12 protein-coding genes are annotated in these 14486 nt (G+C 64.4%); 3 read left to right on the forward strand and 9 right to left on the reverse strand.

Features of this window, described 5'->3' with window-relative positions; translation table 11 throughout:
- Positions 1-13: 13 nt before the first annotated feature.
- A complete protein-coding gene (locus ACEXP3_RS15040; protein WP_377298017.1) occupies positions 14-1291 on the reverse strand; it encodes an MFS transporter in 1278 nt (425 codons plus the stop codon).
- 447 nt (positions 1292-1738) lie between these two features.
- On the opposite strand from ACEXP3_RS15040, the gene ACEXP3_RS15045 reads away from it, so the two are divergent.
- On the forward strand, positions 1739-2656 hold the full coding sequence (locus ACEXP3_RS15045; protein WP_377298018.1) for a DMT family transporter: 918 nt from the start codon (positions 1739-1741) through the stop codon (positions 2654-2656).
- A 68-nt stretch (positions 2657-2724) separates the two neighbouring features.
- On the opposite strand, the gene ACEXP3_RS15050 is transcribed toward ACEXP3_RS15045, so the two are convergent.
- The 6 genes from ACEXP3_RS15050 to ACEXP3_RS15075 form a co-directional block, all read right to left on the reverse strand.
- Positions 2725-3885 carry a fumarylacetoacetate hydrolase family protein gene (locus ACEXP3_RS15050; RefSeq protein ID WP_377298019.1) on the reverse strand — a complete coding sequence of 387 codons (1161 nt, stop codon included), beginning with the start codon at positions 3883-3885 and terminating at the stop codon, positions 2725-2727.
- A 213-nt stretch (positions 3886-4098) separates the two neighbouring features.
- Positions 4099-5019, reverse strand: coding sequence for an SMP-30/gluconolactonase/LRE family protein (locus tag ACEXP3_RS15055; RefSeq protein ID WP_377298020.1), 921 nt, complete (start codon positions 5017-5019; stop codon positions 4099-4101).
- A 35-nt stretch (positions 5020-5054) separates the two neighbouring features.
- Entirely contained in the window at positions 5055-6005 is a 951-nt protein-coding gene (locus ACEXP3_RS15060; protein WP_377298021.1) for an ABC transporter permease, read from the reverse strand.
- Entirely contained in the window at positions 6002-6946 is a 945-nt protein-coding gene (locus ACEXP3_RS15065; protein WP_377298022.1) for an ABC transporter permease, read from the reverse strand. The genes ACEXP3_RS15060 and ACEXP3_RS15065 overlap by 4 nt, the downstream gene beginning before the upstream one ends.
- The gene (locus tag ACEXP3_RS15070; protein WP_377298023.1) at positions 6943-8400 is read right to left on the reverse strand and encodes a sugar ABC transporter ATP-binding protein; all 1458 of its coding nucleotides are present in this window, start codon (positions 8398-8400) and stop codon (positions 6943-6945) included. Before ACEXP3_RS15070 ends, ACEXP3_RS15065 begins: the two co-directional genes overlap by 4 nt.
- Before the next feature lie 126 nt (positions 8401-8526).
- The gene (locus tag ACEXP3_RS15075) at positions 8527-9537 is read right to left on the reverse strand and encodes an ABC transporter substrate-binding protein (RefSeq protein ID WP_377298183.1); all 1011 of its coding nucleotides are present in this window, start codon (positions 9535-9537) and stop codon (positions 8527-8529) included.
- Positions 9538-9813: 276 nt separating this feature from the next.
- On the opposite strand from ACEXP3_RS15075, the gene ACEXP3_RS15080 reads away from it, so the two are divergent.
- Both ACEXP3_RS15080 and ACEXP3_RS15085 read left to right on the forward strand, forming a co-directional pair.
- Positions 9814-11037: a GAF domain-containing sensor histidine kinase gene (locus ACEXP3_RS15080; RefSeq protein ID WP_377298024.1), complete on the forward strand. Its 1224-nt coding sequence runs from the start codon at positions 9814-9816 to the stop codon at positions 11035-11037.
- Positions 11034-11774: a response regulator transcription factor gene (locus ACEXP3_RS15085; protein WP_377298025.1), complete on the forward strand. Its 741-nt coding sequence runs from the start codon at positions 11034-11036 to the stop codon at positions 11772-11774. The genes ACEXP3_RS15080 and ACEXP3_RS15085 overlap by 4 nt, the downstream gene beginning before the upstream one ends.
- A 72-nt stretch (positions 11775-11846) precedes the next feature.
- On the opposite strand, the gene ACEXP3_RS15090 is transcribed toward ACEXP3_RS15085, so the two are convergent.
- Positions 11847-12890 carry an ABC transporter ATP-binding protein gene (locus ACEXP3_RS15090; protein ID WP_377298026.1) on the reverse strand — a complete coding sequence of 348 codons (1044 nt, stop codon included), beginning with the start codon at positions 12888-12890 and terminating at the stop codon, positions 11847-11849.
- A complete protein-coding gene (locus ACEXP3_RS15095; RefSeq protein WP_377298027.1) occupies positions 12887-14452 on the reverse strand; it encodes an ABC transporter permease in 1566 nt (521 codons plus the stop codon). Before ACEXP3_RS15095 ends, ACEXP3_RS15090 begins: the two co-directional genes overlap by 4 nt.
- Positions 14453-14486 lie beyond the last annotated feature (34 nt).

The following is a 14486-nucleotide window of genomic DNA, read 5'->3' on the forward strand; positions in this document are numbered from 1 at the left end:
GGTCATCTGCTTTTCAAGGGTTGGAAGAGGCGTCCGGCAAGCTTGCTACTGTGGAATCGGACGGGGCGCCAGTCTCTTCGTGATGCGGCGGGGCGATGGATGTACGCCCGGCAAGAAACGCTGCAACCGCAAGCAGCGCCACGCCACCATGGACGAAATAGGCGAGCGAATAGCCGCCGAGATCGGTGAGCCAGCCGGCCACGACGTTGCTCAGCGACGCGCCGATGCCCTGCACCGTCATCACCGCGGCAAAGCCGACATTGAAGCGGCCGGTGCCGGACAAGATCCGTTCGGCTGCGATCGGCGTTGCGATGCCGATCAGGCCGGCCGCCACCCCGTCAAGGATCTGCACCGGATAGATGGCGGCAAAGCTTGTGAACGAACCGGCAATCGCGCCGCGCAGCGGCAGTGACAGAAGCGCGATCAGAAAGACGGTCGAAAGCCCGAAGCGCCGCAGCAGGAAAGGCGTGGCGAGCGCCACGACAATCATCGACAGCTGCGAGACGCCGGTGGTGATCGCTGTGGTGCGGAAGGGCGTGCCGAGCTGGATCGAAAAGTTCTGGGCGATCAGACGGCTGATCGGCGCATTGCCGAAATGGAAGATCATCAGCGTCACGGCAAGCAGGATGAGCCCCCGGCTGCCGACGAGCACCTTGTAGCCGGAAGGGCCCGGCGCGCCATCGTCATGGGAAAGCCCGCGCGCCACCTGGTGGTCGATCTCGCGCGGGTTGATGGCAAGCGTTGCCACGATGGTGGCGATGGCTGTTGCGATCATCAGCCCGACAATGCCGCTCACGCCGAAATAGAGGGTCGCGACATAGATCCCGGCGAGGGAGACGACATTGCCGGCGTGGTTCCAGAATTCGTTGCGTGACACCTGGCGGGAAAAGGCGCGTTCGCCGACCAGACCGAGCGTGAGGCCCATCAGCGCCGGACCGACCACCGCGCCGACCACCGCCGTCATCGACAGGCCACCGAAGACAGCGGCATTGCCGGGGCTTGCAAGCGTCCATAGCGCACTTGCCGTCACCAGGATCACGGGCACGATGATCAGCATGCGCTTGCGCGTGGAGGCATCCACATAGGCGCCAAGCAGCGGCGTCGAGACCATCCCCAGCACGCCGCCGAGCGTTGCGACGATGCCGAGCGTCATCGGCGACCAGCCATGGGTCGCCAGAAAGCCGTCGAGAAACGGCCCCAGCCCGTCGCGCGCATCGGCGAGGAAGAAATTGAGAACGGCAAGGGCCGCAAGCGAGCGGCCGCTGAGATGCTTGGGCAAAGGCTGTGACATGCCGGTCATCCTTGTTCCGCGGCGCGTTCGTGGCGGGCGGAAACGACGTCCTGCAGCATTTGTTCCAGGCGCCCGAAAACAAATAATCCGGCCGATCCAGCCGACATTGCGCGGGTAAAAACCTGCAGCTGCGCCGCCCGGCAAGGCTCAACTCACGGCTTTCAACCGCACGATGGCGCCGGCCGGCGCCTCGCTTTGCCGCGCCACATCTCCTGCGCGAGGCATCAAGGGCACGTGCGCCCGGAAAGGTGGCGGGCTTTCTGCATCCTGCGGCACAAGGTTCTGGTCAGCGCCGTCGGAAACGTGCAGAAGGGCGTCATCATGGTGCTGCCCGGTCAGCGGTTCGGATGACGCCGACCCTGCCTTCGGAACGCGCCCGGGAGAGCTGCGGTCGCTCTGCCCTCGCCCACCTCGATCGCCGCCACCGATCATCGCTCTGGAGCAGACATGTCAGCATCCCCTTCCCGCCGCAGCGCACCGGCCAAAGTCTTTGCCGGGCCTGCCATCATGCTCTTCGGCATGCTGTTGTTTTCGCTGAACGACGCCATGGGCAAGTGGCTGATGGGAAGCTACGGGCTTGGCCAGGTCATCCTCATCCGCTCGATTGCCGCGCTCATCATTCTGGCCCCCTTCCTATGGATTTCCGGCCGCAAGCCGATCCTGGAGGTGGAGCGGCCGGGCCTGCAGGCGGCGCGCGTCGTCTTTTCGACGCTCGAACTCTTCTGCTTCTATTATGCAGTAATGTCGCTGCCGCTTGCCGACGTGATGACCTACTGGCTGGCAGCGCCGATCTATGTGGCCGCCGCCGCCCCCTTTCTTCTGGGGGAAAAGGTCGGCTGGCGGCGCTGGACGGCGATCGGCATCGGCTTTGTCGGCGTCATCGTGACGCTTGAGCCGTCGAGTGCCATGTTTACCCTGCCGGCGCTGATCTCGGTTGTCGGCACGGCCGCTTTTGCCTTCATGCTGCTGTCGGGCCGCAGCCTGCGCGCCACGCCGGACAAGACGCTGGTTCTTTTCCAGATGCTGGGAACGGCGATTGCGGGCCTCGTTTCGGCTCCCTTCGACTGGGTACCGCTGGCATCGGCCACGGAACTCCTGGCGCTCGGCCTCCTCGGTATCGTTGCCATGAGCGCCCATATGCTGGTCAATCGGGCGCTCAAGATTTCCGACGCGGCATCGGTTGCGCCGCTGCAATATACGCTGCTTGTCTGGGCGATCGTCTTCGGCTGGTGGTTCTTCGGCGAGGTGCCGCGCACTAGCATGGTGATCGGGGCGACGCTCATCGTCGGGTCCGGCCTGTTCATCTTCTTCCGCGAAAAACAGCTGAAGACGCGCGACACGGTGCTGCCGGCCATTCCGGAATAGCGGCACGCCGCGAGCGGCGAAGCCGGCGTCCGCTCGGACGCCGGTACGCTTTTTGGAGTTAGACTGCCTTAGAGAAGACCGCGACGGGCGAGGTTTTCAAACAGCGCCCGCGTGCCAAAGGTCCATTCCGGGCAGGCATCGCAGCGGTCGACGATATTGACCAGGCGACCGAGCTTCGGGGTGGAGATCTCCACCCGGTCACCGATCTCATGGGTAAAGCCGAGGCCGACGCCACGACGATCCTTGACCGGCGCAAACATCGTGCCGAGAAACAGAACGGCGCCATCGGGATACTGGTGATTGCGGTTGCGCAATTGCGCTGCGAGATTTTCCGGCGTGCGGCTGATTGCCTCCATCGGGCTTTCGCCGGTCATCTCGAAATCGTCCTCGCCGCGCACCAGAAGCGAGACGCGCACCTTGCGAAGGACGTCGAGCGTGAAATCGCCGTCGAAGAGGCGGATGAACGGGCCGATGGCGCAGGAGGCGTTGTTGTCCTTGGCCTTGCCGAGCAGAAGCGCCGAGCGGCCCTCGACATCGCGCAGGTTGACGTCGTTGCCAAGCGTTGCCCCGACGATCGTGCCATCGGAGCGCACGGCCAGCACCACTTCAGGTTCCGGGTTGTTCCACTGCGAAATCGGGTGGATGCCCACACGGTCGCCGCAGCCGACCGACGACATGGGCTGCGCCTTGGTGAAGATTTCCGCATCCGGCCCAATGCCGACTTCCAGATATTGCGACCAGAGGCCCATGTCCTGCAGCAGCGTCTTGACCTTGGCGGCCTGTTCTGACCCGGCAACCAGACCGCGCAGGCTGTCGCCGAGAACCGGTGCGAGCTTGCCGCGGATTTCCTGCGCCCGCCCCGCATCGCCCTTGGCCTGTTCCTCGATCACCCGCTCCAGCATGCTGTCGGCGAAGGTGACGCCGGCGGCCTTGACCGCCTGCAGGTCGACCGGCGCCAGAAGATGGCCTGCCTCGCCCGACAGATAGGCGTCAAGGCTGCCGAGATCGGCAAGATCGGTTGCTGCGGCGAGTTGCTCTGCAAGCCCCTCGATCTCCAGAAGGCCGGACATGGTGGGCGAAAGGCTGCTGAGGTCGAACACGCGACCGGCCTTCACAAGAACCGGGCACGGGCCTGCGGCCGCATTCGACCAGACACGCCCGACGAGCAGCGCCTTGTCGGCGTCTTCCGGCAGGATTTCCACGGATTTCAGGCTGTTTTGCAAGGCCACGACGGCTATTCCCTTCTCCTCCGGGCCGGGACGCGTTGCGCTCACCAAGCCCTATTGTCATGATGTCTGACAACCTCCGGTCCGTTACATAGGGACAGTTTTAGAAGCTGTCCACCCTGTGGCGGGTATCGCAATCCGGCGATTACAGATGTGTCCAGTCTCTCCCATCTGGCAGCGAAACCGCCAAGAGCCCCGCGCGCCCGGCGCTCTGTCTTACGGCCACTGGGCACCGGTCGTCGTGACGTAGATAGCGTAAAGCGAGGTCGTCGCCGTGATGTAGAGCCGGTTGCGCCTCTCCCCGCCGAAGGTCAGATTGGCGACCGTCTGCGGCACGAGGATCTTGCCAAGGAGCGTGCCGTCGGGCGCAAAGCAGTGCACGCCGTCTGCCGCACTCGTCCACAGATTGCCGGCAAGATCGAGGCGGAACCCGTCCGGTAGCCCCTTGTCGATTTCGGCAAACACGCGCCCGTTGGCAAGCCTGCCCTCCTCCGTTACGTCGAAGACGCGGATATGGCTCGGCCAGGTCTCGTCATGGCTCGAGGCGGAATCGGCCACATAAAGCCGCTTCTCGTCTGGCGAGAAGGCAAGTCCGTTCGGCTGGCCGAAATCATCGACGACCACCGACAGCTCTCCTGTTGCCGGATCGAGCCGGAAGACATTGTGCGTGTCGAGCTCGGGCTCTGCCTGGTAGCCCTCGTAGTCGGAGAGGATGCCGTAGGTCGGATCGGTAAACCAGATGCTGCCATCGGATCTGACCACGACATCATTGGGGGCATTGAGGCGCTTGCCCTCGAAGCGGTCGGCAAGCACCGTGATGCGTCCGTCGGCCTCGGTGCGCGTCACCCGCCGCCCGCCATGCTCGCAGGTGATCAGCCGGCCGGCGCGGTCGCGGGTATTGCCATTGGCGAAATTGGAGGGGCTGCGGAAGGTCGAGACGCCGGCACCCGGCACATAGCGCAGCATCCGCTGGTTCGGGATATCGCTGAAGATCAGGCAATTGTGGTCGCCGAACCAGACCGGGCCTTCGGCCCAGCGGCAGCCGCTGTAAAGTTCCTCGAGGGCAGCGCTCGAGACGATCAGGTTGCGGAAGCGGGGATCGTGGATCTCGTAGATCCCGGTGCGGGCGTGCGACATGGGCTATCCGGTTGGCTGGTGTGAGTGTCTGAAGGTCAGCGCGCCGACCCGGCAGGTCGGCTTGCCGCCACGATGACGCAGATGATGATGAGGCCGGTCATGATGAGCCGCACGCCAGCCCCGAAGCCATAGGTGTTGAGCATGGAAACGACGAGGAACATGAAGAGCGATGCCCCCCAGATGCCCGGCACGTTGGAATTGCCGCCCGCCACCGCCGAGCCGCCGATGACGACGACGGCAATCGACATCAGCAGATATTCGGCGCCCATGTTGAGCGCGGCGCCGCCGGAAAAGCTTGCCAGAAGATAGCCGCAGACCGAGGCCAGTACCGCGCAGAGCACATAGGTCGCAAGCCGGCAGCCATCGACGGCGATGCCGGCCATGCGGGCGGAAAAGGCATTCTGGCCGATGGCCGAGATCCAGCGTCCGAAGATTGCCCGGTCGAGCAGCCACCAGACGGCAAGCGACAGAAGGAGGGCGACAAGCGCCGTGTTCGGCACGCCGAAGGTGGAAGAGGTGGTAAAGCTTGCCAGCGCCTCCGGCGGCTTCACGCGCAGGCCGCGATTATACCAGATCGCCGTGGACTGGACGAGAAAGCTCATCGACAGCGTGGCGATGATCGGCGGAATGCGCAGGAACTTGATCATCGCGTAGTTGACGATGCCGATGGCAAGACCGATGGCGATGGAGACGGCAAGGCCCGCCAGGATCATGCCGTCCTGCCCGTCCATCAGCTTCAGCGCCACCGTTCCCGACAGCGTGATGGTGGCCGGCACCGACAGATCGACATTGCCCGGCCCGAGCGTGATGACCAGCATCTGGCCAAGACCGACGATCACCGAAAAGGCGGCAAAGGTGAGCGTCGCCTGCGTGAGGCTTGCGGTGCTGGCGCCGCCGGTAAACAGGATCGTCACGACCCAGGTGGCAAGCGCTGCGACGAAGGACCAGGTCCAGGGTTTGCGGGAAAGAAGGCTCAGGCGGTTCATGATGTCTTCTCCTGCGGGCTGCGGCGGTTGATCACGAGCCGCAGGGCCAGCACGATGATGAGAATGCCGCCCTGCGCGCCGATCTGCCAGTCGGGCGAGATGCGCAGGAAGGACAGGAAGGAGCCGGCAAGCGTCAGCGTCAGCGCGCCGATGACCGCGCCGATGGGCGACACCTTGCCGCCGACGAATTCACCGCCGCCCAGAATGACGCCGGCAATCGACAGAAGCGTATAGCGCAGCGCGATATTGGCATCCGCAGAGGTGGTGAGCCCGACCAGCGCCATGCCGGACAGCACCGCAAACACGCCGGCCGTGGCATAGGCGGCGCCTTTGAGCGTCAGAACCGACCAGCCGGCGCGCGCCACCGACCGGCTGTTGCCGCCGACGCCGCGCAGAAGCACACCAAAGGTGGAGCGCATGATGAGGAGATGCGCCAGAACCGCAATCACCACGCTGGCAACGATCGCCATCGGCACGAGCGGCGGCTTCGACACCATCAGCGCGCGCAGCCAGACCGGTGCCTGCCCGCCGGGGGCCGGAAGGATCAGCACCGCAAGCCCGCCCCAGACGAAACTCATGCCGAGCGTGACGACGATGGATGGCAGGTCGCGCAGCGTGATGACAATGCCGAGCAGCGCATAGATGCCGACGGCACCGGCCAGAATGAGGATCGCGACGGCCGGCTGGTTCGGCATGTAGACGGCCGTCACGCAGGCGGCAAAGCTTACGAAGGTGCCGATCGACAGATCGAGATCGTTGACCGCCATGATGATCATCTGCGCAATGGTCGCAAGCGCGATGGGCACGGCAAGGTTGAACAGCAGATTGAGCCCCGTATAGCTCATGGCGCGCGGCTGCATGTAGAAGACGGCGGCGAGAAGCACGGCAAGCGAGACGGCCGGGATGAGGATCGGCAGCAGGTTGGAGACGGTCTTTCTCATGCCGCTTCTCCCGAAAAGGAGGCCGCCAGAATATTTTCCTCGCTCACCGCATCGCCGGAGAGTTCGGCAACGATGGCGCCGTCGCGGAAGACATAGACGCGGTCGCAGAGCCGCACCTCGTCCATTTCGGTCGAATACCAGATGAAGGTGCGCCCGGCAGACGCCTCGCGCCGCAGCGTCGCATAGACCTCTTGCTTGGTGCCGATATCGACGCCGCGCATCGGATCGTCCATCAGGACGATGGTGGCGTCGCTCGCCAGCGCGCGGGCAAACAGCACCTTCTGCTGGTTGCCGCCGGAAAGCGACAGGATGGGATTGTTCATGTCCGGTGTGCGGATCCCCATGCGGGCTTTCCAGTCTTCGCCATGCGCGGTTTCGCGGGCTGTGTGGACCGCAGCAAGCCGCGCAAGCTGCGGCAGGTTGCCGATCGAGAGGTTGCGCAGGATGCTCCACTGCGAAAACGTGCCGTTCAGCGCGCGGTCGCCCGCCACGAAGGCCATCCGCTTGGCGGCGGTCGGAAACCACTTGCTGCTGCTCTCGGCAAAGAGGTCGAGCAGCATGCGCGTCTGGCCATGGCCGCCAAGGCCGGCAAGACCGATGATCTCGCCTCTTGCGGCATGAAACGGCGTCGCCGAGCCGCCTTGCGGCGCAAGCGCGATGACCTTTTCGGCAGACGCCGTGCCTGACGAGGCCGTGCGCGCGGTTTCCTTCACCACGCTTCCCATCGCCTCCACCAGGGTTTTCACGGAAAATTCGCCCGCCGGGCGCGAGGTGACGACGCGACCGTCCTTCATCACCACGATGCGGCTGGAGGTGGACAGGATCTCGCCCAGAATGTGCGAGATGAGCAGAACTGAGCCGCCCTCTCTCACGAAACGGCGCACATAGGTCATCAGCTGCTCGGCAAGGCTTGCATCGAGCGAAGAGGTCGGCTCGTCGAGGATGACGAGCTTGGGATCTTCGGTGACGGTCAGGAAGTTGATGGCGATCTCCACCATCTGGCGCTCGGCAATCGACAGCGATCCGACGGTTGCGAGCGGATCGATGCCATGGCCGGGAAAGACTTCGTCCATGCGGGCGCGGATGAGGGTTGCCGCCCTCTTTCGCCAGCCGAGACCCTTCAGGCCCGCATGCATGAGGCGGGTGTTTTCCACCACGGTCAGATTGGGGCAGAGCGACAGTTCCTGGAAGACGCAGCGCACGCCATGCGCTCGCGCCCTGGAAATTCCGCCGCCGGGCTCGCCTTCATAGAGGATCTCGCCCTGATGCGGCGACAGCCCGCCATTGATGACATTGACGATCGTCGACTTGCCGGCGCCGTTATGGCCGACCAGGCCGACCGCCTCGCCGGGACGCACCTCGAAATCCACGCCATCCAGCGCCTTCACCGCACCGAATTCGACGCGCACCTGACGGATGGACACCACCGCTTCGGTTTCTGACACTTCAGTCATTCCACACTTGCCCACGCTGCCGGCTTATCAGTTCAAACCACGATAGATGGCTGCTCCACCCGGAAAACCGGTTCCCGGATGAAGCTGCGGGAGGAACGCCTTGTCGGCGATCACGTTTGCCTTGCGTTACTTCGCCGAAGCGATGACGGCCTTGGCGTCTTCGAGCGAATACTCGACATTGGCAACGCCGCCCTTCTGCGTCGTCTCGAGGTTCTTTTCGAGATTAGCCTGGTCGATGCGCAGGAAGGGAACGGTCAAATCCTTCTTCACCTGCTTGCCGTCCAGGATCTGCTGGGCCACCCAGAAGGCGAGCGTCGAGACGCCGGGTGCGATCGAGACAGACATGGTCTCGTAGCCGCTGGCATCCTTCTGCTTCTTCCACCACTGCAGCTCGTCCTCACGGTTGCCCATGACGATGACGGGTGTCGGACGCTTGGCCGCTTCGAAGGCCTGGGCGGCACCATAGCCGTCACCGCCCTGGGTCACCACGGCTGCGATCTCGGGAAGGCTCGGCAGGAGGCCTGCCACCGCGCGCTGGGCGACATCCTGCGCCCAGTCGCCATGCACGGAGCCGACGATCTTGAACTGCGGGTATTTCTCGACACCGGCATGGATGCCGGCGGAAATCTCGTCATCGACGAAGACCCCGGCGAGGCCGCGGATTTCGAGAAGATTGCCGCCCTTCGGCAATTTCTTCGCCAGATATTCGATCTGGCTTGCGCCCATTTCCTTGAAGTTGACGGCGATGCGCCAGGCGCAGGGTTCCGTCACGATGCCGTCGAACGACACCACGGTAATGCCGGCATCGCAGGCTTCCTTGATCGCGCCGTTCAGCGCCGTCGGCGAGGCCGCGTTGATGACGATCGCATCATAGCCCTGCAGGATCATGTTCTGGATCTGGGCTGCCTGCTCGGTCGCCTGGTTTTCCGCCGTGGTGAACGGATCGGCGGCCGCCACGATGCCGGATTTCACCGCTTCCTTGGTCACCTTGTCCCAGCTGGTCAGCATGGCCTGACGCCAGGAATTGCCGGCGTAGTTGTTGGACAGGGCAATTTTCTTCGAAGACGTTTCGGCATGGGCCGAAAACGCAACGGTGCTCAGCATCGCGGCAGCGGTTGCCGCAAGAACGAATTTCATGGTCATGTCTCTCTCCCTCGATGCCGGGTCCTGCCGGCCACTTTCAGCGCCGCTCCTCAACGACGTGCCCCGAAAGCTTTTCCCTGGAGCAGTTCTCCAGTAGCTGTGATGATGCGGCAATTGTGAAATGCTGTACAGGCGGATTGGAGCAAACCACCTGCGGGTTACCGCAGATCAGGTGCGGGTTCCCGCAGGACACACGATCTGCCATGAGGAAAGAATAGAAAGAAGCGATGCGCCGTCCGGGAGGGGATTTCGCGCATCCGGGAGGAAGACATGCTTGAAGATGCATCCGCCTCGTCGTTCAGGCAGTATCTGACGATTGCGCGCCTGCTTGCCGGCCAGCTGGATTTCCGCTCGGCCATCCGGGCGGTGGCCAAGGAGATCGCGCTGATCATTCCGCACGATCACATGGATGTCTGCATCATCACGCCCGGCAGCACCTTCCATACGGCCTATGAGAGCGGGCTGGAAACCGACTGGAGCAAGCGGCCGCCGGCGCTCATTGAGCACAGTCCCATCCGCGCCCTCCTCGTCGGCGAGACCGACAGCTACATCACGCCGGATGCCTCGCGCGATCCGCGCTTTCACTTCGAGGGCTCGTTTTCCGATCCCATCCGTGCGCACGGGCTGAAAAGCCGGCTGCATGTGGCGCTGAAAGTGCATGGCGAAACGATCGGCGCGCTGTCCTTTTCGAGCCTGTCGACGGATTTCTACACCCCCCGCGATCTGTCGCATGCGCAGTCGATCGGCGATCTGCTGGCCCCCTATTTCTTCGCCATCCGGGCGGCCGAACAGGCCAAGCAATCGGCCATCGTGGAGGAGGCGGCACGCGTGCGCGAGGAGGCGCTGCGCCAGGGGGCGGCCCGGCTGACCGAGCTTCTGGAGGCCGAGCGCCAGCGCATCGGCATGGACCTGCACGACCAGACGCTGGGCGATCTCACCCGGTTTGCAAGGCGTCTGGAACGCTTGAGCCTGATGGACAGCGTGCCGGGCGACAAGCTGGAGCCGCTGTTTCGCAGCCTGCAGCAATCCATGCAGGACCTTCGCCAGATCATCGAGCAGGCGCGCCCTTCCGTGCTGCAGCTGTTCGGGCTGGTGGATGCGATCGAAAACCACCTGGAACGTTCGATCCGCGACAGCGGGCTTGTGATTGCCGCAGAGCTTGCCGACGACAGTTGCGGGGCAAGCGGCAGGCTGTCTCCCAATGTCGCCATCACCCTCTTTCGCATTGCCCAGGAGGCGATCAACAATGCCGTGCGCCACGCGCAGGCAAGCCGCATCACCGTTGCCTTTTCCCGCAAGAGCGACAGGCTTCTGCTGGAAATTTCTGACGACGGCATCGGCATGGGCAAGGCGGAAAAATCCGGCGGCAGCGGGCTCGACAACATGCGCGTGCGCGCCCGCCTGATCGGCGGACGGTTTTCCTGCGGAACCGAAGACGGCCGGACCTTCGTGCGGGTGAGCTTGCGCATGGACGAGACGGGAGACGGCCGATGAAGGTTCTGATCGTTGAGGACGACCCCCTGCACCGCTCCTACCTTCACGAGGCGGTGCGGGCAGCCCTTCCCGAATGCGATCTCGTGCTGGAGGCCGGCGACGGCGCCATGGGCGAGAAGCTCGCGCGCGACCATCGCTTCGAATCGATCGTGATGGATCTGCAGATGAGCCCGCGCAACGGCATCGAGGCGGCCCGCACCATCTGGCGGGAGCGACCGGACACGCGCATCCTGTTCTGGTCCAACTATGCCGACGAGGCCAATGTGCGCGGCATTTCGCGCATCGTGCCGGATGGCGCCGCCTATGGCTATGTCTTGAAATCGGCCTCCGACGAGCGGCTTCGGCTGGCGCTGCGGGCGATCTTCATCGAGGCGCAATGCGTGATCGACCGCGAGGTGCGCGGCATGCAGCAAAAGAGCCTCGGACACCTGCAGGGGTTCAGCGAGACCGAATACGAAGTGCTTGTCGATATCGCGCTTGGCCTCACCGACAGGCTCATCGCAAAGCGGCGGAACCTCTCGCTGCGCAGCGTGCAGAACCGCCTGCAACAGATCTACGAGAAGCTCGGCGTTTATGATCGCACCCAAAGCGACGGCGAGGCGCGCTACAATTTCCGCTCGCGCGCCGTCACCGAAGCCTTCCTGCGCAAGCTGCTCAACCAGGCAACGCTGGAACGCGCCGAACAGGACCTGCAGGAATGGCTTCGCCGCCATGCGCGGTTGACCGGCAGCGCGTGAGCCGTGCCGCGGCCTGTTGCTACACGGGTCTTGCCGTTCGGCTCAGCCCGTTTGCTCGTTCGGCTGCCACGGTCACGGAAAGACGTGGGCCGGTCCGTTGATCTCGATTGAGACGCGGTTGCCTTTTTCGAGGAGGTGCCGGCTTGCCATGGCAAGGCGGACGGTGAAATCCGGCGCGGCATCCGGCACGATGGCAAGCTCCGAACTTGGCCCGCAGAAATCGAGGTCGACCACGGTGCCGGTGACGGTGCTTTCGCCGGTCCCCTCAGCGGGCAGGATCGAAAACTGTTCGGGGCGCAGCAGGATCCGCACCGAACCGGAGCGTTCATTCGCGTTGACGGCGATGTCGCCCAAAATTGTGGTGGCGCGTCCGTCCTTCAGCGTGGCGTCGAGCACGATGGCGTCGCCGAGAAAGGCTGCCGTTTCGGCATCGTTCGGACGCATATAGACCTCGCGCGGCGTGCCGACCTGCGCAAAACGCCCGGCGCGCATGACCACAACCTGATCGGCAAAGGCGAGCGCTTCGGCCTGGTCATGCGTGACGAGAACCGTCGTGATGCCGGCCGCCGACAGAACGGACCCGACCGCCTTTCTCGTTGCGACGCGAAGCCCGGTGTCGAGTGCCGAAAACGGCTCGTCGAGCAGGATGACGCGCGGACGCCGGGCAAGCGCACGCGCCAGCGCCACGCGCTGCTGCTGGCCGCCGGACAGCTGGTCCGGGCGGCGCGTCAGCATGGCGCGGTCGAGTTCCACCATGTCCATCAGGGTCTCGATGCGCGTCTTGCGGTCTTCCCCGTCGTCCTTCAGGCCAAAGCCGATATTCTGCTCGACGCTCAAATGCGGAAACAGCGCGCCGTCCTGCGAGACGATGCCGACGCCGCGCTTGTGCGCCGGGATCTGCGCGCGCGCATCGGCGATCAACCCGCCATCGAAGCGGATCGTGCCGCCATCGGGCGCCTCGAAACCGGCAATCAGCCGCAACAGCGTGGTCTTGCCGCAGCCGGAGGGACCGACGATGGCCGTGCGGCTGCCGCTTTCAATCGCAAGGCTGACGCCATCGACGGCATTGACCGGCCCGTAATGCTTCTTGAGCGTCGAGATCTCGAGCAGTGTCATCGTCCGGCGATCTTCTTTGACTGTTGATAGAGGAGCCAGGTGAGCGGCAGCGAAAACACCACCATGAGGACGGCATAGGGCGCCGCACCGGCATAGTCGATTTCGCCGGTCAGCGCCCAGAAGGCCATGGCGAGCGTGCGCGTGCCGTTTGGCGCCAGCATCTGGGTTGCCGTCAGCTCGTTCATGATGCCGAGCGAGGAGAGCGCAAGGCCGGCGGCGGCACCGGGTGCCGCAAGCCTGACCGTGGTGGCGAGAAGTGCCTGCGCCGGCGAGCGGCCGAGGCTTTCGGCCGCCTGTTCCAGTTCCTTCGGCACCTGCGCGATACTGGCGCGCAGGCTCACCAGCGCGCGCGGCAGAAACATGATCACATAGGCAAAGGTGATCGTGGCAAGCGTCTGGTAGAGGGTGGCAACCTTGACCGTCATGGTGACGAGCGCGAGCGCCACGACCACGCCCGGCATGGCGCTCGCGAGATAATAGCAGCCCTCGACCAGGCGGTTCTGCCGGCTCGGGCGGCGCACCGACAGCCAGGCGATGGGAATGGCGGCCGCCGTGGTGGCCAGTCCGCCGATGAGGCAGATGCGCAGCGTCTGCCAGAGGGCAAGGCCAATGGCATCGAAGCGCCAGATCGCAGCACCGCCCGCCACCAGCCAGTGACCGAGGGTGAGTGCCGGAATGCCGAGCGAGAAGGCGCAGGTGACAATAGGCAGAAGAAGGGCCGGATAGCGCAGGGCCCCGAGCCGCGTCACGGTTGCCCGCCGCGCGACGCCCGATCCCAGCCGTGCATAGCGGCGCCTGCCGCGAATGGCGGCATCCAGCCCGAGGAAGACGAGGCAGCACAAGACCAGCACCACTGCCAGCATATTGGCCGCCACGCCATTATAGGTCGACTGGAACTGATCGATGATCGCGGTGGTGAAGGTGTCGAAGCGGATCATCGCAAAGAGACCGTATTCCGAGAGCAGATGCAGCGAAATCAGAAGCGCGCCGCCCAGGATCGCCAGCCGCAGCTGCGGCAGGACCACACGGAAGAAGACGGAAAGCGGCGAAAGCCCAAGCGATGCCGCCTGATCCTCGAGCCCCGGATCGAGAAGCCTGAGTGCGGCTGCGACCGGCAGGTAGAGAAACGGGAAATAGGCGACGATCGAGATCGGCACGCCGGCCGAAAGACCGTTGAGGCCCGGCCAGACGCCGATCCAGGCATAGCTGTGAACGAAGGCCGGCACGGCAAGGGGGGCGACGCACAGCCAGGCAAACAGCCGTGCGCCGGGAAGGTCCGTGCGCTCCGTCAGAAAGGCAAGCGCGACGGCAAGCACCGCACAGGCCGGCACGGTCAGCAGGATGAGAAAGACGGTGTTGAGCAGAAGGCCGGCGACGCGAGGCCGAAAGATCAGCGCGACCGCCGTCTCATATCCCGTGGCAAGCGTTGCCCAGAGCACGAAACAGAGCGGCACCAGCGCCAGGCAGGCAAAGAACACGGCAATGACGGACACCCAGGACAGGCAAAACGACCGCAGCGGTCGCGGTTGCGTGAGGGAGGCTGTCGCGCTGATCGGGGTCATTCTGTGCTCGAAATCGTCAAACGCCGCAGATACG

Origin of the sequence: Neorhizobium fuzhouense (assembly GCF_042611105.1) — a bacterium.
GTDB lineage: Bacteria > Pseudomonadota > Alphaproteobacteria > Rhizobiales > Rhizobiaceae > Neorhizobium > Neorhizobium galegae_A.

Coding starts and splice junctions, on each gene's coding strand:
- ACEXP3_RS15040 (WP_377298017.1), bottom strand. CDS start 1,291: ATGTCACAGCCTTTGCCCAAGCATCTCAGCGGCCGCTCGCTTGCGGCC.
- ACEXP3_RS15045 (WP_377298018.1), top strand. CDS start 1,739: ATGTCAGCATCCCCTTCCCGCCGCAGCGCACCGGCCAAAGTCTTTGCC.
- ACEXP3_RS15055 (WP_377298020.1), bottom strand. CDS start 5,019: ATGTCGCACGCCCGCACCGGGATCTACGAGATCCACGATCCCCGCTTC.
- ACEXP3_RS15060 (WP_377298021.1), bottom strand. CDS start 6,005: ATGAACCGCCTGAGCCTTCTTTCCCGCAAACCCTGGACCTGGTCCTTC.
- ACEXP3_RS15065 (WP_377298022.1), bottom strand. CDS start 6,946: ATGAGAAAGACCGTCTCCAACCTGCTGCCGATCCTCATCCCGGCCGTC.
- ACEXP3_RS15070 (WP_377298023.1), bottom strand. CDS start 8,400: ATGACTGAAGTGTCAGAAACCGAAGCGGTGGTGTCCATCCGTCAGGTG.
- ACEXP3_RS15075 (WP_377298183.1), bottom strand. CDS start 9,537: ATGAAATTCGTTCTTGCGGCAACCGCTGCCGCGATGCTGAGCACCGTT.
- ACEXP3_RS15080 (WP_377298024.1), top strand. CDS start 9,814: ATGCTTGAAGATGCATCCGCCTCGTCGTTCAGGCAGTATCTGACGATT.
- ACEXP3_RS15085 (WP_377298025.1), top strand. CDS start 11,034: ATGAAGGTTCTGATCGTTGAGGACGACCCCCTGCACCGCTCCTACCTT.
- ACEXP3_RS15090 (WP_377298026.1), bottom strand. CDS start 12,890: ATGACACTGCTCGAGATCTCGACGCTCAAGAAGCATTACGGGCCGGTC.
- ACEXP3_RS15095 (WP_377298027.1), bottom strand. CDS start 14,452: ATGACCCCGATCAGCGCGACAGCCTCCCTCACGCAACCGCGACCGCTG.